Consider the following 22,118-nt stretch of genomic DNA (forward strand, 5'->3'; position numbering starts at 1 on the left):
GAGGGGGTGCGGCCGGTCTGTGAAAAACTCAGCTGCCGGAACTCAGTTGAACGAGTCGCCGCAGGCGCAGCTGCCGGTGGCGTTGGGGTTATCGATGGTGAAACCCTGCTTCTCGATGGTGTCGACGAAGTCGATGGTGGCGCCCTGCACGTACGGTGCGCTCATCCGGTCGACGGCCAGGGTGACGCCGCCGAAGTCGGCGGTCAGGTCGCCGTCCATGGAACGGTCGTCGAAAAACAGCTGGTAGCGCAGGCCCGCGCAGCCACCCGGCTGGACTGCGATGCGCAGGGACAGGTCGTCACGGCCCTCCTGGTCGAGCAGCGCCTTGGCCTTGCCCGCGGCTGTGTCGGTCAGGATGACGCCGGTCGACGTGGCGGCGCCGGATTCGTTGGCAACGGTCATGTGCTCAGCTCCTCGTGCAATCGAGCGGGGGTCTTCATCGTCAACGGTACCCCGTCAGCCGCTATTCCCACGGGTCCGGCCCGTTCGGCCTGGCCCACTCAGTCACCCCACCGGGCCGCGACGTCGGCCGCGAACCCGGTCAGTTGCGCCGCCGCATCCGACATCGCGACCTCGACCGAGCCGGCCCGGTCGACGATCGCGTAGGCCCCGGCGATCCCGGCGTCGGCGATCTCCTCGGCGGGCAGCGTCACCTGCCCGGCGAAGACGATCGCGGGCACGCCCCGCCCGATGGCCGCCGACGTCAGGGCCGAGACCACTTTGCCGCGCAGCGTCTGTGAATCGAACTTGCCCTCCCCGGTGATCACCAGATCGGCCTGGGCCACCACCTCGGACTGTCCGGTGGCCTGGGCGACGACCGTCGCGCCCGCCACCCGGTGACCGCCCAGCGCCAGCAGTGCCGCACCCAGACCGCCGGCGGCACCGGCACCCGGCAACTCACCGACATCGCGCCCGGCCATCTCGGTGAGTACCTGCGCCCACTGCCGCATCCGGTCCTCGATCCGCTCGACCGTCACCGGGTCGGCGCCCTTCTGCGGCCCGAACACCGCGGCCGCGCCGAGCGGCCCGAGCAGCGGATTCTCGACGTCGGAGGCCACCACGATCTCGATATCGGCCAGCAGTGCGCGGGCGGCGTCGGGACCACCGAGCGCGGTGATCATGCCGGCGCCGCCGTCGCTGGTGGAGCTACCGCCCAGACCGACGACGAGGCGGCGCGCACCGGCGGCGAGGGCGGCCACGACCAGTTCACCGAGTCCGGTGGTGTCGGCGGCGAGCGCGGTGTGCGGGGTGGGGGTTCCGCCGAGCTGGTGCAGTCCGCAGCATTGGGCGCATTCCAGGTAGGCGGTGGTGAGTCCGGAAGCCGCGCCGTCGGGGTCGTCGTGCAGCAGCCACCTGGCGTCGACATCGGCGCCGAGAGGCCCCGGCACCCGGGTGGTGTGGACGGCGCCCAGCCGGGAGGCAAGGACATCCACGAAACCCGGGCCGCCGTCGGATTGGGGTGCCAGCAGGACGGTGTCCTGGCTGCGGGCCGCCAGCCAGCCTTCGGCGATACAGTCGGCCGCGGCGACTGCGGTGAGCGTGTCTCCGAACGAGTCGGGCGCCACGAGCACGGTCATGGGCTGCGTCATAGCCGGAGTATAGGGAGGTCCGCGCGCATCGGCACGACGGAATCCCCTACTCTCGAGGCCGTGAAACTGCCATGGAAAAAGGACGCCGACGCCCCTTCGCCAGCCCCCGAGGAGCAGACCCCGGCCGCGGAGGAGACCCCCGGCACCGGCAAAGGCAGTGCCTACACGCCAGGCAAGGGCCGTCCCACCCCGTCCCGCCGCGACGCGCAGGGACGTAAGCGCGGTCCGGTGGCTCCCGCGCCCACCACGAGGGCCGAAGCAAGGGCCCGCAAGAAGGAACTCAAGTCGACGATGACGCGCGAGGAGAAGCGCGCCGCCTCCGATGACCGGCGCGCCCGGCGGCTGGAGCAGCGCGAGGGCATGATGGCCGGCGAGGAGCGGTACCTGCTGCCGCGCGATCAGGGTCCGGTCCGCAGGTTCGCCCGCGACATCGTGGACTCGCGCCGCAACCTGGCCGGCCTGTTCATGCCGTTCGCGATCGTGCTGATCTTCTTCATGTTCACCCCGATCTCGGTGAACTACCCGATGATCATGAACATCGTGCTGCTGGTGTTCGTGGTGGTGATGATCGTCGACGCCGTCGTCCTGGGCCGACTGGTGAACCGCCGGGTGCGTGAACGCTATCCCGACAGCGCCGACGGCGGCTTCAAGCTGGGCTGGTACTCGTTCAGCCGGGCGATGCAGCTGCGCAGGATGCGCGCGCCGCGTCCCCAGGTGTCGGCCGGCGACGCGGTCTGACGCGCATGGCAGGTACACGAACCCTCATCCTGGGCGGGGTGCGGTCGGGCAAGTCCGCGCACGGTGAGGCATTGCTCGCCGCCTATCCGCAGGTGCGCTACATCGCCACCGGTCCCACGATCTCCACGGACACCGAGTGGGTGGCCCGGGTGCGTGCCCACCGGGAACGCCGCGGGGAGCATTACCTGACCGTCGAGACCTCCGACGTCGCGGCGGCGCTCACCGGCGATCCGGACACGCCGACGCTCGTCGATGACATCGGCAACTGGGTCGCCGCACACGTCGACGCCGTCGACGGCTGGGACCATCCCGAACGCGGCATCGCCGATGCCGCAGCCGCACTGCACGACGCGGTGGCCGGCTACACCGGCGACCTGGTGCTGATCAGCCCTGAGGTGGGGCTGGCCCCGGTGCCGCCCACCCCCGCCGGACGCCGCTTCCAGGACGATCTCGGCTCCGTCAACGCGCTCCTGGCCCAGGTGTGTGATCGCGTGCTGCTGGTCGTCGCCGGACGGGTGCTGGAACTGCCCGCCGGTGAACCCGTCGACATCACCGCGGCACAGCCCGTTCCGATCACCCCGGCCCCGGTGCCGGTTGAGGCTGCGACGCCGACCGAGGCTGTGGCACCGGTGATGGACACCCCGCCCGGCCCCGGAGCGATACCCGCCGCCGACGACGCCGATGCTGTCGTCCGGGTGGGAGCGCTGCCGGTACCGGCCCGGCCCGTCGACCCGGCCGACGCCGAGATCTTCCCGCCGATCGACGCACCCGATCACGACGTGGCCGAGGCCGCTCGCGCCCGGCAGCTCACCCTCACCAAACCTCCGGGGTCGCTCGGCAGGCTGGAGGAGCTGGGCAACTGGGTGGCGGCATGCCAGGGTATCTGCCCGCCGCGGCCGCTGCGCTCCCCCAGGGTCGTCGTGTTCGCCGGCGATCACGGCGTCGCCCGCGACGGTGTGTCGGCATATCCGCCCGAGGTCACCGCGCAGATGGTCGCCAACATCGGTGGTGGCGGCGCCGCAATCAATGTGCTCGCCCGGCGCGCCGGTGCGACGGTGCATGTGGCCGACATCTCGGTCGATGCCGACACCGACCCGGCCGTGGCCGCGTTCAAGGTGCGGCGCAGCTGCGGCGACCTGCGGGTGACCGACACCCTCACCATCGACGAGGCCCGCCAGGCGCTCGCGGCCGGCCGGGCCATCGCCGACAGCCTCGTCGACGCGGGTGCCGACCTGCTCATCGCCGGCGAGATGGGTATCGGCAACACGACGCCCGCCTCCGTGCTGATCGGCACGATCACCTCACGCGAACCCGTCGAGGTCGTCGGCCGGGGTTCCGGTATCGACGACGCGGGCTGGATCCGCAAGACCGCCGCCATCCGTGACGGCATGCGCAGGGTGCGACCGCACCGGCACGACCCGCTGACCATGCTCGCCACGGTCGCCGGCGCCGATCTTGCGGCGATGGCCGGTTTCCTGGCACAGGCCGCGGTCCGCAGGACACCCGTGATCGTGGACGGGGTCATCGTCACCGCCACGGCACTGGTCGCCGAACAGCTGGCCCCGGGCGCCGTGCAGTGGTGGGTGGCCGGGCATCGGTCGGTCGAACCGGCCCACGCGGCCGCGCTGGAGCATCTCGACCTCGAACCGATCATGGAGATGTCGATGCGGCTCGGTGAGGGTACCGGCGCCGTGCTGGCGTTGCCGGTGGTGCAGTCGGCGATCGACGTGCTCACCTCGATGGCCACGTTCGGCGAGGCGGGCGTGTCGGGCGGCTGAGCACACCACCATGACCCGACTGTCCCCCGTCACCGCGGTGCATGTGGCCGTCAGTTGGCTGACCGTCGTGCCGGTCCCGTCGCCGGCGGTAGAGATGGACCGGCGTACCGGCGCCGCAGTGATCGCGGCCGTGCCCGTCGTCGGAGCGCTACTCGGAACCGCCGCGGCGGCACTGGCTTTCGGCCTCTCGCACACCGCTCTGCCGGCGGTGATGATCGGGGTGCTGCTGGTGATCGGCCTGGCCCTGATCACCCGCGGCATGCATGTGGACGGCCTGGCCGACACCGTCGACGGGCTGGGCTGTTACGGGCCTCCGGAACGGGTCGCCGAGGTGATGAAGTCGGGGTCGGTGGGCCCGTTCGGTGCGGCGGCGATCGTGGCGGCGGGTGCGGTGCAGGCCATCGGATTCGCCATACTCACCGAGCAACATCGTTGGTATGACATCGTTTTCGCGGTCGTCGCGGCGCGGGTCGCCGCAGTACTCGCCTGCCGGCGGAGCCTCGCACCGGCCGCCTCCACCGGGTTCGGTGCGATGGTCGCCGGTACGCAAGGACTGTCGCTGATCGTCTGGCCAGCCGTCATGCTGGCCGGGGCAGCGATACTCGGCGCCACCGGACCGGGCGGCTACGACGTGGGCCACATGCTCACCGCGGTAATCACTTTCGCAGTCATGGCCGGGGCGGTCTGGCTGCTGTCGCGGCACTGCGCACGCCGCATCGGTGGGATCACCGGCGACGTCCTCGGCGCGGCGATCGAGATCGGTCTGGCGATGACCGTCGTCGGCCTCCTTGCCCGCTGACCCGAGCCCGGTCAGACTCTCCAGATATGTGTACCTCGGCACCACAACCGTTCAGCCCGGCGGAGGCCACCTCGATCCGGGCGTTCACGGACGATCTCGGACTGCCCGGACTGATCGACGTGCACACCCATTTCATGCCCAAACAGGTTCTGGACAAGGTCTGGGCGTACTTCGACTCCGCCGGGCCGATGATCGGCCGCGAATGGCCCATCACCTACCGCACCGAGGAGAACAGCCGGGTTGCGGCGCTGCGCTCGTTCGGGGTTCTGGGCTATTCATCGATGATCTACCCGCACAAGCCCGGGATGGCGCAGTGGCTCAACGGCTGGGCGATCGACTTCGCCGCCTCTCATCCCGACTGTCTGCAGACAGCGACGTTCTACCCAGAACCTGACGCACCAGGCTACGTCGCCGACGCGATCGCCGCCGGGGCACGGATCTTCAAGTCGCACATACAGGTCGGCGACTACCCACCCGACGACCCGCTGCTCGATCCGGTGTGGAAACAGATCGACGACGCCCAGATCCCCGTCGTGATCCACTGCGGTTCGGGACCGGCTCCGGGAACCTACACCGGTCCGGAACCGATACGTCGGCTTCTCGGCAGGTTTCCGTCTCTGCCACTGATCATCGCGCACATGGGCATGCCTGAGTACGCGGATTTCCTCGACCTCACCGAACGCTACGACAACGTTCACCTCGACACGACGATGGCGTTCACCGACTTCTCCGAACAACTCGCGCCGTTTCCGCGCGAACTGCGCGGGCAGCTCCGCGACCTCGGCCACAAGGTGCTCTTCGGCAGTGACTTCCCGAACATCCCGTACCCGTACAGACACTCGCTCGACGCGTGTGCGCGCCTCGACCTCGGCGTCGACTGGCTACGCGCCGTGTGCTTCGACAACGCTTCCCACCTGTTCGGCATCAAGCATCGATAAGTACCGCCACCGCATCGCGCAACGGCTCCGCCAGGTCGGTTGACGCCGCTGTTCGTCACACCTTTCGGTGTCTTCGCGCCATACACCGTTCGGAATACCTGACGGGTGCGCCAGGTGTCACACTAAGCAATACGGCACTCCACAGTGCCGTGCACCGCATGAATCATGGGAGGCATCGACATGCGACGTACCAGGACCATTGTGATGGCAGGCCTGGTGGCAACAACCGTGGCGGCGGCCTCGGTCGCCGTACCCGCCGATGCCGCGCCGGCCGTACCGAAGGCGAGTTTCGTCGTGCAGGGAGGCAAGGTCGTCGCCCGCGCCGACAATCTTCCGCGAGTGCCGGTGGACTGCATCTTCACCATCAGCGATCCACGCACCGACAACCCGCTCGGCAGCAACCAGGGCGGGGTGCACATCGAACGCACCACCAAGACCGGGTCGATCGTCCTGTCGGCGTATCCCCCGCTGCATCCGCTGCCGGCCTCCTACAAGGTCGGTCTCGACTGCTTCTGGACCATCAAGTCGAAGTCCCGCAATCTGACGTCCCACAAAACCCTGTTCGTCACGCCCCTGGGCGGTTTCGGCTCGTAGCGGCAGTTTCGGCTCGCACCGACTTGCCCACCGGCGCGTGATCCCCGACCTCGGCTGAAGTCGGGGATCACTGAGCGGGAGAGTCGCAGCCTTCGAACTCGGCGCCCGGCGCCGCCGACGAGCGAGAGCTGAATCCCCCGGATTTCAGACCAATTCACCTACTGCCTGTCGCGGTTCGTCACCTCGTCGGCCGACATCTTCGCTGCGAAACTGGTTGTCCGTCGCCATGGTCGGCATTTCAGTCTTCGCTGTCACCACCACCGAAATGACCCCCATGGGAGTCCTCCCGGCAATCGCCCACGATCTCAGCGTCTCCGAAGGACTTCTCATATCCTCACGCCGAGGCCGATGGTCTGCGACGATGGATACGGTCGTCGCAGACCGTCAGGAGGTAGGAGATGGCACGGATACCACGCACGCCATCCCGGACCGCGGGCCCGGCGCTCGCGCTGCTGATCATGCTCGTGGGTGCACTGCTCGCCGCGGGTGGCACCGCGCTGGCACCGGTACCGGCCCACGCCGCCCCGGCCGCTCCCCGCGCCGACTTCTCGGTGTCCGGCGGTGTCGTCGCGCTGCATGTCTCGGGCCTCCCGAAACAGCCCCTGACCTGCGAACTCATCATCGGAGACCCGAATCGTCTCAGCAGCAGTTCCCGCGGTGACAGATTCGTCCACGGCAAAACCGCCACCGGGTCCATCACCCTGAGACTCGCACCACAGCTCGGCGGGTTCCCCATGGTGTACTCCACACAGGCCAACTGCAACGGCTGGATCGCCACCCCGAACCGGCAGTTCTACAGCTTCCATCGCGTTCGCGAAGTCGTCGTCACCCCGGCCGGTGGATTCGTTTTGTAGACGGATAAACGGCACTGCCCGCATCTGAGTCACTCAAATGCGGGCAGTGCGGGGATTCCGCCGTGTTCAGAACAGGCGGGTCATCCAGCCGTGGGTGTCGGCGAAGGTGCCGCGCTGGATCCCGGTGAGGGTGTCGCGCAGGGCCATCGTGACCTCGCCCGGCTGTCCGTCGGCGATGGTGTAGTCCTCGCCCACGCCGCGGACGCGGCCGACGGGGGTGATCACAGCGGCGGTGCCGCAGGCGAACACCTCGGTGATGTCACCGGACGCCACGCCCTTGCGGAGTTCCTCGGTGCTGATCTTGCGCTCCTCCACGCCGAAGCCGGCGTCGGCGGCGAGGGTGAGCAGCGAGTCGCGGGTGATGCCGGGCAGCAGCGAACCGCTCAGCTCGGGGGTGACCAGGCGGGCGTCGGAGCCGGAACCGAACACGAAGAACAGGTTCATGCCGCCCATCTCCTCGATGTAGCGGCGTTCGATGGCGTCGAGCCACACGACCTGATCGCAGCCCTGCGCGGTGGCCTGCTGCTGCGCGAGGAATGCCGCGGCGTAGTTGCCGCCGCACTTGGCGAAACCGGTGCCGCCGGGCGCGGCGCGCACGTACTCGGTGGACAGCCACACACTCACCGGCTTGATGCCGCCGGAGAAGTAGGCACCCGCCGGGGAGGCGATGACCGAGTAGATGTACGACCCGGACGGCGCGTTGACGCCGAGTCCGGCCTGCGAGGCGAACATGAACGGGCGCAGGTACAGCGACTCCTCGCCGCCGGCGGCAGGCACCCACTCGTTGTCGGCGTCGAGCAGCGCCTTCAGCGATTCGATGAAGTCGTCGATGGGCAGGGCGGGCATGGCGAGGCGCTGCGCCGAGCGTTGCAGGCGCTCACCGTTGGCCTCGGGCCGGAACGCGGCGATCGTGCCGTCGGGCTGCCGGTAGGCCTTGAGGCCCTCGAAGATCTCCTGGCCGTAGTGCAGGACCATGGCCGACGGGTCGAGCGCGATGGGGCCGTATGGCTTTACCTGCGCGTTATGCCATCCCCGGTCGACGTCGTAGTCGACCATCACCATGTTGTCGGTGAAGAACTTTCCGAATCCCGGTGCGGCGAGGATCTCCGAACGCCGCCCCTCCGAGACGGGATGGGGGTGTTCGGTGCGGCTGAACTGCAAGGTCATTGGTCCATCCTATCGCCGCGCGGCAAGTGCTTTCCGCCGACCCGGCCGCCGGTGGTTCAGACGTGCGACTCGACGAACGGCGGGATGACCACTTCGCAGGCCAGCGCACGGCCCCGCACGTCGATCGCGACCTCGTCACCCTTCTTGACCCCGGACGCCGTGTCGAGCAGTGCCAGCGCGATGCCCTGTTTGAGGGTCGGCGAGAAGGTGCCCGAGGTGCAGGTGCCGATCTGCTGTCCGTCGGCCCCGGTCACCGCGCAGCCCTCGCGGGGAATACCGCGGCCGGTGGCCCGCAGACCGTAGAGCCGGCGCACCGGACCCGCGGACTTTTCCACGAGCAGGGCATCGCGGCCGAAGAACGCCGGTTTGTCCCAGCCGACGGCCCAGCCGACACGGGCCTGGACAGGGGTGATCTCGGTGGACAGTTCGTGTCCGTGCAGCGCGTAGCCCATCTCGGTGCGCAGGGTGTCCCGGGCGCCGAGGCCCGCCGGCTGACCGCCCACCGCGGTCACCTGAGCCAGCAGGGCGTCGAACACCGGCCCGGCGTCGGCCCAGCGAGGCAGGATCTCGAAGCCACGTTCGCCGGTGTAGCCGGTTCGGCACACCCGTACCGGCGCCGCCCCCTCGGACAGGATCAGCTCGGCGTCGGCGAATGCCATGTACTCCATGTCCGACGGCAGCCCGAGTGCGTCGAGCACCTCGGGAGCGCGCGGCCCCTGCACCGCGAACACCGCGTAGTCGCGGTGCTGGTCGGTGATGGTGATCGTCTCGGGGGCGGCGGCCCGCAGGGCGGCCACGACGGTGGCGGTGTTGGCCGCGTTGGGCACCAGGAACACCTCGTCGTCGCCGACGAGGTAGGCGATCAGATCGTCGATCACGCCGCCTGCCTCGTTGCAGCACAGGGTGTACTGCGCCTTGCCCGGCGCGATCTTGCCCAGGTCATTTGTCAGCGTGGAGTTCACGAAGTCCGCCGCTCCCGGGCCGCTCACCAGCGCCTTGCCCAGGTGACTGACGTCGAAGATGCCCGCGGCCTCGCGGACGGCGGTGTGTTCGGCGACGGTACCGGCGTAGGAGACCGGCATGTTCCACCCTCCGAAGGCGGCGAAACTCGCTTCCAGCGCGACGTGCCGGTCCGCGATCGGACCATCCAGCAGCTCACTCATAACGCCTTACGCTACTGGGTCGGCGGCACCGGCTCGCGCCGGTCGGGCGAGGTCAGGATCAACCGTCGCCGATACCTTCCCGGGTGTCGGCGCTGTGGCAGAGTTGACCAGGTGAGCAAGAACGACTCCTTCGACCGCGTTCGCGGCCCCGAATTGCACCTGTCCGCCACCATCGACGCCGACGACACGGTCCTCGTTCTCGGCCTGATCGCCCCCGACTCGTCCGGCGAAGACACCGGTGCCGAACCCGGCGACCCCACCCTGGTGACCATCGACGGGATTCTCGACGACGCTGCGGCAGAACAGATCTCGGCGTCACTGAAGGTGCTGGGCGCCACCGGCAAACACGGTGAGGTGCATCGCTTTCCGGCGCCGTCGTCGGTGCCGGTCGAGCTGATCGTCACCGTCGGCCTGGGTGCCGCCGCCGATCTCGACGACGCCGACAAGGTGCGGCAGGCCGCGGGCATCGTGGCACGCTCGCTCGACGGCCTGGCCTCGGTGGCCACCACACTGTCGGATGTGAACCTGGCCGCCGCGGCCGAGGGCTTCTTCCTGGGCTCGTACCGGTTCGAGGAGTTCCGCTCCGACAAATCCCGGTCCAAGAAGGCGCCGCCGACATCGGTCACCCTGCTCGTGGAGGAGCGGACCAAGGAGGCCAAGACCGAGCTCGCCCACGCCGTCGCTGTCGCCGACTGTGTGGCGCTGGCCCGTGATTTCGTCAACACTCCCCCGAGCCACCTGTATCCGCAGGAGTTCGCCGAACGGGCGCGGGTGCTGGCCGGCGCCGCCGGACTGAAGGTCGAGATCCTCGACGACGCCGAGCTCACCAAGAACGGCTACGGCGGCATCATCGGCGTCGGCAAGGGCTCCTCGCGGCTGCCGCGGCTGGTCCGCCTCACCCACAACGCCGGCAAGGACGCCAAGACCGTCGCCCTGGTGGGCAAGGGCATCACCTTCGACACCGGTGGCATCTCGCTCAAGCCGCCGGCGGGCATGGAGAACATGACCTCCGACATGGGTGGCGCGGCGGCGGTGATCGCCTCGACGATCCTGGCCGCGAAGCTCGGTCTCGGCGTGAACGTCATCGCCACCGTCCCGATGGCCGAGAACATGCCGTCGGACACCGCGCAGCGCCCCGGCGACGTGCTCACCCAATATGGCGGTATCACCGTCGAGGTCATCAACACCGACGCCGAGGGCCGCCTGATCCTGGCCGACGCGATCGTGCGCGCCGGCGAGGACGACCCCGACTACCTCATCGACACCGCGACGCTCACCGGTGCGCAGATGGTGGCCCTGGGTACCCGCACCCCAGGGGTGATGGGCACCGACGAGTTCCGGGACCGGGTGGCGCGGCTGTCCGCGGAGACCGGTGAGAACGCGTGGGCCATGCCGCTGCCGTCCGAGCTACGCTCCGAGCTCAACTCGCGGGTCGCCGATCTGGTGAACGCCGGGTCGCAGCGCTGGGGCGGCATGCTGCTGGCCGGCGTGTTCCTCAAGGAGTTCGTGCCCGACGGGGTGCAGTGGGCCCACATCGACATCGCCGGACCCGCGTTCAACACCGGCGGTGCGTGGGGCTACAACCCCAAGGGTGGCACGGGCGTACCGGTCCGCACGATCCTCGCGGTCCTCGAAGACATCGTCGCCAACGGCTGACCCACTCACCCTTGGAGTGGGGCAGCAAACTTACCCGCGCGTAACTACCGCACATCACATGTCGGCAGACGAACACGGGTAGGGTTCTATCCCGAGGAATCGACCACCCGCCGATGCCGATCCGCACATAATTTGTCCGTCATCAACGCGTCAAGTTTGAGTTTGAGGAGTCAACAACGATGACCTTCTCCGTCCAGATGCCCGCCCTGGGTGAAAGCGTCACCGAAGGAACAGTGACCAGGTGGCTGAAGGAGGAGGGAGACACCGTCGAGGCCGACGAGCCATTGCTGGAGGTCTCCACCGACAAGGTCGACACCGAGATCCCCGCCCCGGCTTCCGGTGTGCTGATCAAGATCGTCGCGCACGAGGACGACGTCGTGGAGATCGGCGGCGAGCTGGCCGTCATCGGTGACGCCTCCGAGTCCGCCGGCGACGCACCTGCGGCCACTCCCCCGGCCGCGGAGGAGCCCGCCGCACCCGAACCGGCCGCCGAACCCGCCGCTGAGCCGGAACCCGCCGCTCCCGCCGCTCCCGCCGCGCCGGCATCGGCCGCCGAGGGCACCGAGGTCGTGATGCCGGCTCTGGGCGAGTCCGTCACCGAGGGCACGGTCACCAACTGGCTCAAGGCCGTCGGCGACGAGGTCTCCGAGGATGAGCCGCTACTGGAGGTCTCCACCGACAAGGTCGACACCGAGATCCCCGCACCCGCCTCCGGCACCCTGCTGGCGATCTTCGCCCAGGAGGACGACGTCGTCGAGGTCGGCGGCAAGCTGGCCATCATCGGTGCGGCCGGGGCCGTGCCCGCTGCCGCACCCGCCGCCCCTGCCCCCGCGCCGGAACCCGAACCCGAACCGGAATCGGAACCCGAGCCGGAACCGGTCGCCGCGGCACCGGAACCCGAGCCCGCCCCGGCTCCCGCCGAGACCGCGACCGTCGTCAAGGCCGATCCGCCGACCATCGAGTCGACGCCGTACGTGACGCCGCTGGTCCGCAAGCTGGCCGCCGAGAACAACATCGACCTGAACACGGTCAAGGGCACCGGCGTGGGCGGACGCATCCGCAAGCAGGACGTGCTCGCCGCTGCCGAGGCTGCCAAAGCTCCGGCCCCAGCAGCTCCCGCCGCCGCCGCGCCCGCCGCTGCGAGCGCACCCGCTGCGACCGCCGCCGGCCCCGAGGTCAAGCCCGAGCTCGCCGCACTGCGCGGAACGACGCAGAAGGCCAACCGGATCCGCCTCATCACGGCCAAGAAGACCCGCGAGTCGCTGCAGGAGAGCGCGCAGCTCACGCAGGTGTTCGAGGTCGACATGAGCAAGATCGTCAGCCTGCGCAAGGCCGCCAAGGAGTCGTTCAAGTCCTCCGAGGGCGTCAACCTGACGTTCCTGCCGTTCATCGCCAAGGCCGTGGTCGAGGCGCTCAAGGCGCACCCGAACGTCAACGCCTCCATCGATGAGGGCGCCAAGGAGATCACCTACTACGGCAACGTCCACCTCGGTATCGCCGTCGACACCGATCAGGGTCTGCTGTCGCCGGTGATCCACAACGCCGACGACCTGTCGATCGCCGGACTGGCGCGCGCCATCGCCGACATCGCCGCCCGTGCCCGCTCCGGCGGGCTCAAGCCCGACGAGCTGGCCGGTGGCACGTTCACCATCACCAACATCGGCAGCCAGGGCGCGCTGTTCGACACCCCGATCCTGGTTCCGCCGCAGGCGGCCATGCTCGGCACCGGTGCGATCGTCAAGCGCCCGGTGGTCGTCACCGAGCCCGACGGATCCGACGTGATCGCCATCCGCTCGATGTCGTACCTGCCGCTGACCTACGATCACCGGCTGATCGACGGCGCCGACGCCGGCCGCTTCCTGACCACCGTCAAGAAGCGCCTCGAAGGTGGCTCATTCGCCGCGGATCTCGGTCTGTAGCCCGTCATGAGGATCGCCGTCGCAGGGTCGGCGGGGCTGATCGGTTCGGCCCTCGTCGACACCCTGCGCGGCTCCGGACACACCGTGATCCGGCTGGTACGCCGGCAGGTCCGGGCCGACGACGAACACTATTGGGATCCCGAGACCTTCGGCGTCGACCCGCGGACTCTCGACGGAGTCGGGGCAGTCGTGGGTCTCGGTGGTGTCGGTATCGGCGATCACCGCTGGTCGGGCCGGTTCAAGCAGGAGATCCGCGATTCCCGGATCACTCCCACCGAGGTGCTGGCCGAGGCGGTCGCCGAGGCGGGGGTGCCCGTGTTCGTCAGTGCCAGTGCCACCGGCTACTACGGTGACACCGGCGCCCACGCGGCCGTCGAAACCGACCCCGCCGGAACAGGTTTCCTCGCCGACGTGGTGCGGGACTGGGAAGACGCCGCCACCTCGGTGGCGGGTGCCGGCACCAACGTCGTCCTCCTGCGTACCGCCCCGGTGATCTCCTCCCGCGGCGGACTGATCGGCAAGCTCACGCCGCTGTTCCGGATGGGGCTCGGCGCCACGTTCGGCGCGGGCGATCAGTACTTCTCGTGGATCACGCTGCCCGATGAGGTGGCGGCGATCGTGACGATCCTTGAGAACAGTCTTACCGACAACAAGATCACCGGCCCGGTCAATCTGTGCGCCCCGAATCCGGTGCGGTTCACCGACTTCGCCAAGGCGCTCGGTTCGGCGCTACACCGCCCGGCCCGGCTGGTGGTGCCCGATTTCGTGGTCCGCAGGCTCGGCGGCGAGATGGCGGAGGAAATGATTCTGCACTCCCAGCGTGTTGTACCTCAGGTGCTCACCGACGCCGGTTTCACCTTCACCCATCCCGACATCGACTCCGCTCTGGAATACGCAAGTGCCTGAAATACCCACCCGCACCCGTGGCGGCGCCCGGATGAGCGCGGCGCCGATCGAGTTCCGCCGGCTCGGCGTCGTCGACTACCGCGACGCCTACGACCTGCAGCACCGCCTCGCCGCCGAGCGTGCCGACGGTGCCCTCGACCACGACGTGCTGCTGCTCCTGGAACATCCGTCCACCTACACCGCCGGTAAACGCACCGAGGACTCCGACAGGCCGACCGACGGTTCCCTCGTCATCGACGTCGACCGCGGCGGACGCATCACCTGGCACGGTCCCGGTCAGCTCGTCGGCTACCCGATCGTCCGGCTCGCCGAACCGCTCGACGTCGTCGATTATGTGCGGCGTCTGGAAGGGGCGCTCATCGACGTGTGCGCGGGCCTCGGCGTCACCACCGGGCGCGTCGAGGGCCGGTCCGGGGTGTGGATCCGCGACGCCGCGGGTGAACGCAAGCTCGGGCAGATCGGCATCCGGGTCGCCCGGGGTGTCGCGCTGCACGGTTTCGCGCTCAACGTCGACCCGGACATGTCCGCGTTCGACGCCATCGTCCCCTGCGGCATCGCCGACGCGGGTGTCACCTCCCTGGCTCGCGAACTCGGCCGGCCGCTTCCCGTCGACAGCGTCGTCGACGATGTCTGCATGCGGGTTGCCGATGCCCTGGACGCACCCCGCCCACTCAACCCCGACGCACCGGCCGACGGCCCGGCGTCCACGACGCACGTAGGATCAGCACAGTGACAGCCACCCCCGACGGCCGCAAACTCCTGCGCTTGGAGATCCGCAACGCGCAGACCCCCATCGAGCGCAAACCCAAGTGGATCAAGACCCGCGCCACGATGGGTCCCGAGTACACCGAACTCAAGGGCCTGGTGAAGCGTGAGGGTCTGCACACGGTGTGCGAGGAGGCAGGCTGCCCCAACATCTACGAATGCTGGGAGGATCGCGAGGCGACGTTCCTGATCGGCGGTGAGCAGTGCACCCGCCGCTGCGACTTCTGCCAGATCGACACCGGCAAACCGGCCGAGCTCGATCGCGACGAACCGCGCCGGGTCGCCGAGAGCGTGCAGGCGATGGGCCTGCGCTATTCGACGATAACCGGTGTTGCCCGCGACGACCTGCCCGACGAGGGTGCCTGGCTGTACGCCGAGACGGTGCGCGCGATCCACCGGCTCAATCCGGGCACCGGCGTGGAGAACCTGATCCCGGACTTCCATGCCAAACCCGACCTGCTGGCCGAGGTGTTCGACGCCCGCCCCGAGGTGCTGGCGCACAACCTGGAGACTGTGCCGCGCATCTTCAAGCGCATCCGTCCCGCGTTCCGCTACGAGCGTTCGCTCGACGTACTCACCGCCGCACGCGATTTCGGACTCGTCACCAAGTCCAACCTGATTCTGGGCATGGGCGAGACACCCGAGGAGGTCCGCGAGGCCCTGGCCGACCTGTACGACGCCGGCTGCGACATCGTCACGATCACGCAGTACCTGCGCCCCTCCCCCCGCCATCATCCGGTGGAACGCTGGGTCAAGCCGGAGGAGTTCGTCGAGCACTCGCAGTTCGCCGAGGAGCTCGGATTCGCCGGGGTGATGGCCGGGCCGCTGGTGCGCTCGTCCTATCGCGCTGGACGGCTCTACGCCCAGGCGATGGCCCGTCACGGACGGGAGCTCTCCCCCGCGATGGCGCATCTGGCCGAGGAAGGCTCGGCCAGCCAGGAGGCTTCCAGCGTGCTGGCACGGATGGCGCGCTGACCGGAACGCTCCTCGTTCACACCTGGCGAACCCGGGCACTCAACGCTGAGGTGAGCACGTAAACTGGCCACCATGGCAAAGGCGAAGTCGGCGGTCAGCAAAGAAGAGAAGGCCGCGGCCAAACAGGCGCGTAAGACGGCATCGAAGGAACGGCGCCAGCAGCTCTGGCAGGCGTTCCAGATGCAGCGCAAGGACGACAAGCGCCTCATCCCGTACATGGTCGGGGTGTTCGTGCTGGTCGTCGCGCTCGGCGTGGTGCTGGGCCTCGTCTTCGGTGCGCCGTGGCTGTTCATCCCGCTGAGCGTCGTGCTCGGTGTGCTCGCCGCGTTCATCCTGTTCGGCCGCCGCGTGCAGAGTTCGGTGTACAAGAAGGCCGAGGGCCAGCCGGGCGCCGCGGGCTGGGCACTGGGCAACATGCGGGGCCAGTGGCGCGTCAAGCAGGCCGTGGTGGGCACCTCACATCTCGACGCCGTGCACCGCGTGATCGGCAAACCGGGTGTGATCTTCGTGGCCGAGGGAAACTCGGCCCGCATCAAGCAGTTGCTCGCGCAGGAGAAGAAGAAGGCCGCCCGCGTCGTCGGCGACACCCCGATCTACGAGATCATGGTCGGCAACGAGGACGGGCAGGTCCCACTGTCCAAGCTCGAACGCCACATCAACAAGCTGCCCAGCAACATCGACGGCAAGCGGATCGACGCCCTGGACGGCCGTCTGCAGGCGCTCGGCGGTAAGACCGGCGCCGCGGGTATGCCGAAGGGCCCGATGCCCGCGGGCGCCAAGATGCGCGGCATGCAGCGCACCGCCCGCCGTCGTAGCTGAGGGCAGGCGTGAACAGAACCACGGGTGCCGCGGTCCTCGCCCTCGCGTGTTCGGCCGCGCTGACCGGTTGTATGTCCGATGACTCCGGTCAGCGGTTCAGTCTGTCCGGGGGAACGTCGGTGCAGATTCAGGTGCCGGGCGGCTGGCAGGCCCGCGACCTTGACGGCACTGTGCTGCTGACCCCGAAGGGCGACGACAGGGACCTCAGCGCACTCACCGACGCCCTGACCACCACCCAGCTCGGGTCGTCGTCGCGGGGCGCCAACTATCTGACGGTCACCGGCGTCCGGCAGTGCGACGGCAAGGGCAAGTGGGTGTGGAGCGTCCCCGAGCGCACCAACAGCGGCGTCCGGACCGGCGAGGTCCGCCGCAAGACCGACGGCGGCTGTGTCGCGGTCCGCGCCGGCTTCGCGCAGGGCAGTGGTGACGATTCCGCCAACACCGCCGAGGCGGGACCGCCCGCCGTGGATCTCCTGAAGAAGATCGTGGACGGCGAAATCGTCACCGCCGACTGACTCCACGCCGGAACTGGCCACGGGGTGGTCTCAGCCGTACTGGATCACCGAGGCGTGCCGCTTGGTGGTCCGCGCGTTGTACCAGTACAGGTTCGGTCCGACGAACCGGACATTGACGTTGTCGGCGCTCTCGGTGGACTTGACCCGCCAGACCTCCCGTCCGGTGGCACTGTCGTACCCGGTCAGCGCGCCCGGGCCGGGTTCTTCGGACGTGCGGTCGCCCTCGTACACGATGCGCTCACCGTCGCTGCCGACGATCTTCTGGTAGATGCTGGTGGTCAGCGAACCGAGCTTCGTGCCGTCGGAGAGCCGGTAGATCTGCCACTTCTTCTGGTCGTCGTCGTAGTCGCTCTCGACAACGAAGGTGCCCGCCACCATCTCGATGTCCGTGGAGTAGGTGAAGTCCGACGATGCCTCCCACACGACCGAGAAGGTGGTCGCCGAGATCACCCCGCTGGTGTAGTTCGAGCCTCGGTCCTCCCGCTGGAACACCACCGCCGTGCCCTCGGTCCCGTCGGCGTAGCTCGGCAGCTGGATGTCCTTGACGTCCTGCAGATGGATACCGTTGTTGTCGTAGAACTTGACCACGCTCGAATAGATGGAACGAAAGCTGACGGCGAACCCGCCTGCGTGCGGTATCGCGCTGACGTACACGTTCACCTCACCGATGCGGCTGCGCTTGTCCGCTTCCTCCTTGAATACCTTCTGGTCGCCGGCCGAGTCGTACAGGACCGCACCCGTGTCGAGCTGGTACATCGAGACCGAATCCTGGTTGTCGCGGACGGCGAGCACGTTGCCGGCCTCGGACAGGGTGACGTCGTCCTCCTCGACGCGCGGCTTGCGGGTCCACTGCTTGGAGCCGTCCGAGCTCATCCAGGCGATCGTCGCCTGCGAGGACTTCGAGATCTCGTCGTACTCGCTGGTCCACACCACGAAACCGTCACCGGCTCGCGACATCTTGGCGGTCCCGGGTGCGTCGATCGTGATGGTGCGCAGTTCTTTGCCGGTGGCCGGATCCAGGAACGCGACCTGGCTCGATGACGTGGCGGTCTGGCCGTTGCGCAGGCACGCCAGCTTCTTGTCGCGGCTGATGGCGCACCACTGCACGGGGACCAGGCTGGGCTCTTTCCACAGCGGTGCGCCGCCTTCGGTGTCGACGGCCATGATGGGTGCAGGCCCCTGATCCTCCGGGACTCCCGCGACCACAGCCATGTCCTCGTCGGCGGCGCGGACCATCATGTACTTGATGCTGCGGGTCTTCCCGAACAGCGAGTCGGCGTCGACCTCCCAGCGTCGCTGCGGCTGTGCCGGCAACGACCTGAGCTTGGTGGCCTGACCGGCCTCGACTGGTTTGACCGTGATTCTCGACGCCGTTCCGTTCAGGCTCACCGGCACTGCAACCGTCGCGATCAGCGCAAGCACGACGGCACTGATGACACCCAACACAAACAGCGTGAAGCCGAGAATTCTCCCCATTTGAGCTACCCAAGCACATGCGCCGAGGCATATGCCACTGCACCCCGTGCGTCAGCGGGTGCGGATCAGCGCCGTTCCGGTGGCCCGGTCGTGCAGCGCCCGGCCGTTGTAATCGTTGATCAGTGCGGGTACCAGGAACACGATGAGCACCTGCCGGGCCACCGCGCGCACGATCCCGACCGCTGCGGGAGAGGTCTGTCCGGTGACCTCGGCGGTGGCGCGATCGGCACCCAGATCGACGCGCATCACCCGCATACCCGCGACGAACTGTCCCGGCGTGAAACCGAAGACCGACACTGCGAGCACACCGATGGCGAACCACACGCCGAGCACGATGGTTCCCAGGTAGGGCGAGCTCAGCGGTGTGAACAGCAGGCTCAGCCCGTAGGCGAGCACCCAGTCGATGAGCAACCCGAGGACGCGGGTCCAGCCGGTGGCGAGGGAACCGGGCCCCGACTGTGGCAGCCCGAGGTCCGCTCCGCGGTATTCGATGCTGTCGGGGCTGCCGATCTGGGGACCCGACAGCCATGATCCGGTTACTCGACCCATGCGTTCCATAGTAGTGGCCGCCGGGCCACCCCCTCCCCCGGTGCAAGTGCGGGCGACGTGCCCGGCGATGTGGGCCACATCGGACCCTCCGGAGGAATAGTGTTGACACCGCAGAACAGAGCCCGTCGACGTAACACAGGGGAAACATGTACTTGACTCCTGGGCAACCTCGGCTCCATAGCGTTCTGACTTGAGATCCGCCGCTGGAAGCTCGGTGGCGGATGAGACAACCGAACGCGACGGTCTCTCATTTGACGGGGACCGCAGCGTCCGCGCGTTTCGCTCCCGGCGCCGGGAAACCGGCAACCGATCACGAAGGAGTCACCGGACGGTGTACAGCAGCAACGAAGAACTACTAGAGGGCATCAAGGAATCGGGCGTCGAGTACGTCGACATCCGTTTCTGCGACCTGCCCGGCGTGATGCAGCATTTCTCCATCCCCGCATCGGCGTTCACCGAGGATGTGTTCGAGGAAGGCCTGGCGTTCGACGGCTCCTCGGTGCGCGGCTTCCAGTCGATCGACGAGTCCGACATGATGCTGCTGCCCGACCCGGCCACCGCGCGGATCGATCCGTTCCGCAAGGCCAAGACGATGAACCTGAGCTTCTTCGTCCACGACCCGTTCACGCGTGAGGCCTACAGCCGCGACCCGCGTAACGTCGCCCGCAAGGCCGAGGACTACCTGGCCTCCACCGGCATCGCCGACACCTGCTTCTTCGGCGCCGAGGCCGAGTTCTACATCTTCGACTCGGTGGCCTTCGACTCGCAGATGAACGGCACCTTCTACGAGGTCGAGTCGGAGTCGGGCTGGTGGAACTCCGGTTCACCCACCGATCCTGACGGCAGCCCCAACCTGGGCTACAAGGTCCGTCCGAAGGGTGGCTACTTCCCCGTCGCCCCGTACGACCACTACGTGGATCTGCGCGACGAGATGTCCACCAACCTCACCAACGCCGGGTTCACCCTCGAGCGCGGGCACCACGAGGTGGGCACCGGCGGCCAGGCCGAGATCAACTACAAGTTCAACACGCTGCTGCACGCGGCCGACGATGTGCTGCTGTTCAAGTACATCATCAAGAACACCGCCTACCAGGCCGGCAAGACCGTCACCTTCATGCCCAAGCCGCTGTTCGGTGACAACGGTTCGGGTATGCACGCCCACCAGTCGCTGTGGAAGGACGGCAAGCCGCTGTTCCACGACGAGTCGGGCTACGCGGGTCTGTCGGATCTGGCGCGCTACTACATCGGCGGCATCCTGCATCACGCCCCGTCGCTGCTGGCGTTCACCAACCCGACCGTCAACTCGTACAAGCGTCTGGTCCCCGGCTACGAGGCCCCGATCAACCTGGTCTACAGCCAGCGCAACCGGTCGGCCTGTGTGCGTATCCCGATCACCGGCAACAACCCGAAGGCCAAGCGCCTGGAGTTCCGTTGCCCGGACAGCTCGGGCAACCCGTACCTGGCGTTCGCCGCGATGATGATGGCGGGCCTGGACGGCATCAAGAACAAGATCGAGCCGCACGAGCCCGTCGACAAGGACCTCTACGAGCTCCCGCCGGAGGAGGCCAAGGGCATCCCGCAGGCTCCCACCTCGCTGGCCGCGGTCATCGACAAGCTCGAAGAGGATCACGAGTACCTCACCGCCGGTGGCGTGTTCACCGAGGACCTCATCGAGACCTGGATCGCGCTCAAGCGTGAGAACGAGATCGAGCCGGTGCAGATCCGTCCGCACCCCTACGAGTTCGCGCTCTACTACGACTGCTGATCCTCGGCCCGGGCAATGACCGGGTTCACCGCAGCCGTGTCGGCCCGCCCAGCTATTCGCCGGGCGGGCCGTCTGCTGCCTGCACCGGCCGGCTTCTATACCGGCGGGTAGGGGTGTTTTGCCTGGTCAGCTGGGGACCAACGGCCCTGCCTGCACTGATGTCACATCGTGAACGATGTTGTTATGCACCGCACACGGTTTGTCGACGACCTGGCTCCTGGGGACCGCATCGCCATCGAGGGTTGGCGTGGGACGGTCCGGAACAACCATCCGCACGGCACCAACGATCGGTTGATCGAACTGGTGCTGAGTTCGGACAACCGTAGCCAGATCGTGCTGAAGGCGGGCGAGGTCGTCGAGGTTCTCTGACGGCGATTTCCGACCGGTCCGGAACCCCGACGCCGCAGGGGCGCGTCGGGGTCCGGATCTTTTTGTCTCAGGCGGCCAGTTCGGCGAACAGTGCCTCGTTGTACTCGAATGCCCGGATCGCCTCGTCGACAAGTCGCCGGTGAGCGTCGTCGTCGATGGGCAGGCCGTCGAGGGCGTCGCGATAGCCGTCCTTGTACCGCTTGAGTTTGTCGATGCCGTCGAAGGCGTAGAACGTCAGCGAGTCCTTGTCGATGCCGTAGTGCGAGATCATCCGGCTCTTGATCACCTGGCCGCCGCTGAGGTCACCCAGGTAGCGCGTGTAGTGGTGCGCGACGTACCGGGCGGGATCGTTGCGGGTTGCGTCGATCGCCTCGACATAACGGGCCACGGCCGGGAGCGGTTCGACAGTGCTGATGTCGACGCCGAGCGCATCCAGGTCGGCGGCCAGGCGCGGCAGCCGGCGCAGGCGTTCGTCGAAGATCGGTGCGACGACCGCGCGGGCGCCGTCGGCGGCATGGAGGTCGTCGCCGACCTCTTCGAGCGCGCGGTACACGAAGTACAGCTGGGCGGCGAGGGTCCGGTAGGCCTCGGCGTCGAGCCGGCCCGCCATCAGGTCGCCGATGAAGTCGGAGCGCTCTGCGCGCTCATGCGCCACGGCGGTCGCGTCGCGGAGACTGCTGGAGATCGACGGCCGTTCGCCCACGGAAACTGTGCTCATGATGTCACCACAGATACCAGCCGGGGGCATCGACGAGAAGTCCTGGGCCCGAACTGGACGGAATCT

The 22,118-nt window shown here is 68.2% G+C and carries 22 protein-coding genes; 15 read left to right on the plus strand and 7 right to left on the minus strand.

Annotated features, from left to right (window positions below):
* Positions 1-42: 42 nt before the first annotated feature.
* Together GOAMR_RS10755 and GOAMR_RS10760 are read right to left on the minus strand one after the other, a co-directional pair.
* The gene (locus GOAMR_RS10755) at positions 43-402 is read right to left on the minus strand and encodes a HesB/IscA family protein (RefSeq protein ID WP_005186959.1); all 360 of its coding nucleotides are present in this window, start codon (positions 400-402) and stop codon (positions 43-45) included.
* Between the two features lie 98 nt (positions 403-500).
* Positions 501-1,577, minus strand: coding sequence for a glycerate kinase family protein (locus GOAMR_RS10760; RefSeq protein ID WP_005186962.1), 1,077 nt, complete (start codon positions 1,575-1,577; stop codon positions 501-503).
* Between the two features lie 72 nt (positions 1,578-1,649).
* Here GOAMR_RS10760 and GOAMR_RS10765 point away from each other — a divergent pair, with 72 nt between their 5' ends.
* From GOAMR_RS10765 to GOAMR_RS10790, 6 genes are all read left to right on the plus strand, one after another.
* Complete coding sequence (locus GOAMR_RS10765; protein WP_005186966.1) at positions 1,650-2,327, plus strand: DUF3043 domain-containing protein; 678 nt, start codon at positions 1,650-1,652, stop codon at positions 2,325-2,327.
* A gap of 5 nt (positions 2,328-2,332) precedes the next feature.
* Complete coding sequence (gene cobT / locus GOAMR_RS10770) at positions 2,333-4,105, plus strand: nicotinate-nucleotide--dimethylbenzimidazole phosphoribosyltransferase (protein ID WP_005186969.1); 1,773 nt, start codon at positions 2,333-2,335, stop codon at positions 4,103-4,105.
* 10 nt (positions 4,106-4,115) lie between these two features.
* Positions 4,116-4,904 (plus strand): adenosylcobinamide-GDP ribazoletransferase, encoded by a 789-nt coding sequence (locus GOAMR_RS10775; protein WP_005186972.1) that lies wholly within the window; start codon positions 4,116-4,118, stop codon positions 4,902-4,904.
* A 26-nt stretch (positions 4,905-4,930) separates the two neighbouring features.
* Entirely contained in the window at positions 4,931-5,842 is a 912-nt protein-coding gene (locus tag GOAMR_RS10780; RefSeq protein WP_005186974.1) for an amidohydrolase family protein, read from the plus strand.
* A gap of 180 nt (positions 5,843-6,022) precedes the next feature.
* Positions 6,023-6,436, plus strand: a complete 414-nt coding sequence (locus GOAMR_RS10785) for a hypothetical protein (protein WP_005186982.1) — start codon at positions 6,023-6,025, stop codon at positions 6,434-6,436.
* Positions 6,437-6,834: 398 nt separating this feature from the next.
* Complete coding sequence (locus GOAMR_RS10790) at positions 6,835-7,290, plus strand: hypothetical protein (RefSeq protein ID WP_005186985.1); 456 nt, start codon at positions 6,835-6,837, stop codon at positions 7,288-7,290.
* Positions 7,291-7,356: 66 nt separating this feature from the next.
* On the opposite strand, the gene GOAMR_RS10795 is transcribed toward GOAMR_RS10790, so the two are convergent.
* Both GOAMR_RS10795 and gcvT read right to left on the minus strand, forming a co-directional pair.
* Positions 7,357-8,457, minus strand: coding sequence for a branched-chain amino acid aminotransferase (locus GOAMR_RS10795; protein WP_005186987.1), 1,101 nt, complete (start codon positions 8,455-8,457; stop codon positions 7,357-7,359).
* Between the two features lie 56 nt (positions 8,458-8,513).
* Positions 8,514-9,620, minus strand: a complete 1,107-nt coding sequence (gcvT, locus tag GOAMR_RS10800; protein WP_005186990.1) for a glycine cleavage system aminomethyltransferase GcvT — start codon at positions 9,618-9,620, stop codon at positions 8,514-8,516.
* 111 nt (positions 9,621-9,731) lie between these two features.
* Here gcvT and GOAMR_RS10805 point away from each other — a divergent pair, with 111 nt between their 5' ends.
* The 7 genes from GOAMR_RS10805 to GOAMR_RS10835 all read left to right on the plus strand — a co-directional run bounded on the left by GOAMR_RS10805 (position 9,732) and on the right by GOAMR_RS10835 (position 17,175).
* On the plus strand, positions 9,732-11,276 hold the full coding sequence (locus GOAMR_RS10805; protein WP_005186993.1) for a leucyl aminopeptidase: 1,545 nt from the start codon (positions 9,732-9,734) through the stop codon (positions 11,274-11,276).
* A gap of 179 nt (positions 11,277-11,455) precedes the next feature.
* Entirely contained in the window at positions 11,456-13,195 is a 1,740-nt protein-coding gene (gene sucB, locus GOAMR_RS10810; RefSeq protein ID WP_005186996.1) for a 2-oxoglutarate dehydrogenase, E2 component, dihydrolipoamide succinyltransferase, read from the plus strand.
* Positions 13,196-13,201: 6 nt separating this feature from the next.
* On the plus strand, positions 13,202-14,101 hold the full coding sequence (locus GOAMR_RS10815; RefSeq protein ID WP_005187000.1) for a TIGR01777 family oxidoreductase: 900 nt from the start codon (positions 13,202-13,204) through the stop codon (positions 14,099-14,101).
* Between the two features lie 31 nt (positions 14,102-14,132).
* A complete protein-coding gene (lipB, locus tag GOAMR_RS10820; protein ID WP_040514964.1) occupies positions 14,133-14,834 on the plus strand; it encodes a lipoyl(octanoyl) transferase LipB in 702 nt (233 codons plus the stop codon).
* Complete coding sequence (gene lipA, locus GOAMR_RS10825; protein ID WP_040514965.1) at positions 14,822-15,841, plus strand: lipoyl synthase; 1,020 nt, start codon at positions 14,822-14,824, stop codon at positions 15,839-15,841. Before lipB ends, lipA begins: the two co-directional genes overlap by 13 nt.
* A gap of 72 nt (positions 15,842-15,913) precedes the next feature.
* Complete coding sequence (locus GOAMR_RS10830; RefSeq protein WP_005187017.1) at positions 15,914-16,660, plus strand: DUF4191 domain-containing protein; 747 nt, start codon at positions 15,914-15,916, stop codon at positions 16,658-16,660.
* Between the two features lie 8 nt (positions 16,661-16,668).
* A complete protein-coding gene (locus GOAMR_RS10835; protein WP_005187019.1) occupies positions 16,669-17,175 on the plus strand; it encodes a hypothetical protein in 507 nt (168 codons plus the stop codon).
* Positions 17,176-17,205: 30 nt separating this feature from the next.
* On the opposite strand, the gene GOAMR_RS10840 is transcribed toward GOAMR_RS10835, so the two are convergent.
* The gene (locus tag GOAMR_RS10840; RefSeq protein WP_170319145.1) at positions 17,206-18,618 is read right to left on the minus strand and encodes a 9-bladed beta-propeller domain-containing protein; all 1,413 of its coding nucleotides are present in this window, start codon (positions 18,616-18,618) and stop codon (positions 17,206-17,208) included.
* Between the two features lie 84 nt (positions 18,619-18,702).
* Entirely contained in the window at positions 18,703-19,200 is a 498-nt protein-coding gene (locus GOAMR_RS10845) for an RDD family protein (protein ID WP_005187024.1), read from the minus strand.
* Between the two features lie 331 nt (positions 19,201-19,531).
* On the opposite strand from GOAMR_RS10845, the gene glnA reads away from it, so the two are divergent.
* Together glnA and GOAMR_RS10855 are read left to right on the plus strand one after the other, a co-directional pair.
* A complete protein-coding gene (glnA, locus tag GOAMR_RS10850) occupies positions 19,532-20,965 on the plus strand; it encodes a type I glutamate--ammonia ligase (protein ID WP_005187027.1) in 1,434 nt (477 codons plus the stop codon).
* Between the two features lie 183 nt (positions 20,966-21,148).
* On the plus strand, positions 21,149-21,334 hold the full coding sequence (locus tag GOAMR_RS10855) for a hypothetical protein (RefSeq protein WP_005187030.1): 186 nt from the start codon (positions 21,149-21,151) through the stop codon (positions 21,332-21,334).
* 67 nt (positions 21,335-21,401) lie between these two features.
* Here the strand turns inward: GOAMR_RS10855 and GOAMR_RS10860 are convergent, their stop codons facing one another.
* Positions 21,402-22,052, minus strand: coding sequence for a biliverdin-producing heme oxygenase (locus GOAMR_RS10860; protein ID WP_050942678.1), 651 nt, complete (start codon positions 22,050-22,052; stop codon positions 21,402-21,404).
* Between the last annotated feature and the right edge of the window lie 66 nt (positions 22,053-22,118).

Source organism: Gordonia amarae NBRC 15530 (assembly GCF_000241345.1).
GTDB classification, from domain to species: domain Bacteria; phylum Actinomycetota; class Actinomycetes; order Mycobacteriales; family Mycobacteriaceae; genus Gordonia; species Gordonia amarae.

What these genes read in the sequence shown, in the direction of transcription:
- GOAMR_RS10780 (WP_005186974.1), top strand. Translation starts at nt 4,931, where the DNA reads ATGTGTACCTCGGCACCACAACCGTTCAGCCCGGCGGAGGCCACCTCG.
- gcvT (WP_005186990.1), bottom strand. Translation starts at nt 9,620, where the DNA reads ATGAGTGAGCTGCTGGATGGTCCGATCGCGGACCGGCACGTCGCGCTG.
- GOAMR_RS10795 (WP_005186987.1), bottom strand. Translation starts at nt 8,457, where the DNA reads ATGACCTTGCAGTTCAGCCGCACCGAACACCCCCATCCCGTCTCGGAG.
- GOAMR_RS10790 (WP_005186985.1), top strand. Translation starts at nt 6,835, where the DNA reads ATGGCACGGATACCACGCACGCCATCCCGGACCGCGGGCCCGGCGCTC.
- lipB (WP_040514964.1), top strand. Translation starts at nt 14,133, where the DNA reads ATGAGCGCGGCGCCGATCGAGTTCCGCCGGCTCGGCGTCGTCGACTAC.
- GOAMR_RS10845 (WP_005187024.1), bottom strand. Translation starts at nt 19,200, where the DNA reads ATGGGTCGAGTAACCGGATCATGGCTGTCGGGTCCCCAGATCGGCAGC.
- GOAMR_RS10830 (WP_005187017.1), top strand. Translation starts at nt 15,914, where the DNA reads ATGGCAAAGGCGAAGTCGGCGGTCAGCAAAGAAGAGAAGGCCGCGGCC.
- cobT (WP_005186969.1), top strand. Translation starts at nt 2,333, where the DNA reads ATGGCAGGTACACGAACCCTCATCCTGGGCGGGGTGCGGTCGGGCAAG.
- GOAMR_RS10855 (WP_005187030.1), top strand. Translation starts at nt 21,149, where the DNA reads ATGCACCGCACACGGTTTGTCGACGACCTGGCTCCTGGGGACCGCATC.
- GOAMR_RS10860 (WP_050942678.1), bottom strand. Translation starts at nt 22,052, where the DNA reads ATGAGCACAGTTTCCGTGGGCGAACGGCCGTCGATCTCCAGCAGTCTC.
- GOAMR_RS10755 (WP_005186959.1), bottom strand. Translation starts at nt 402, where the DNA reads ATGACCGTTGCCAACGAATCCGGCGCCGCCACGTCGACCGGCGTCATC.
- GOAMR_RS10785 (WP_005186982.1), top strand. Translation starts at nt 6,023, where the DNA reads ATGCGACGTACCAGGACCATTGTGATGGCAGGCCTGGTGGCAACAACC.
- GOAMR_RS10775 (WP_005186972.1), top strand. Translation starts at nt 4,116, where the DNA reads ATGACCCGACTGTCCCCCGTCACCGCGGTGCATGTGGCCGTCAGTTGG.
- sucB (WP_005186996.1), top strand. Translation starts at nt 11,456, where the DNA reads ATGACCTTCTCCGTCCAGATGCCCGCCCTGGGTGAAAGCGTCACCGAA.
- GOAMR_RS10760 (WP_005186962.1), bottom strand. Translation starts at nt 1,577, where the DNA reads ATGACCGTGCTCGTGGCGCCCGACTCGTTCGGAGACACGCTCACCGCA.
- GOAMR_RS10815 (WP_005187000.1), top strand. Translation starts at nt 13,202, where the DNA reads ATGAGGATCGCCGTCGCAGGGTCGGCGGGGCTGATCGGTTCGGCCCTC.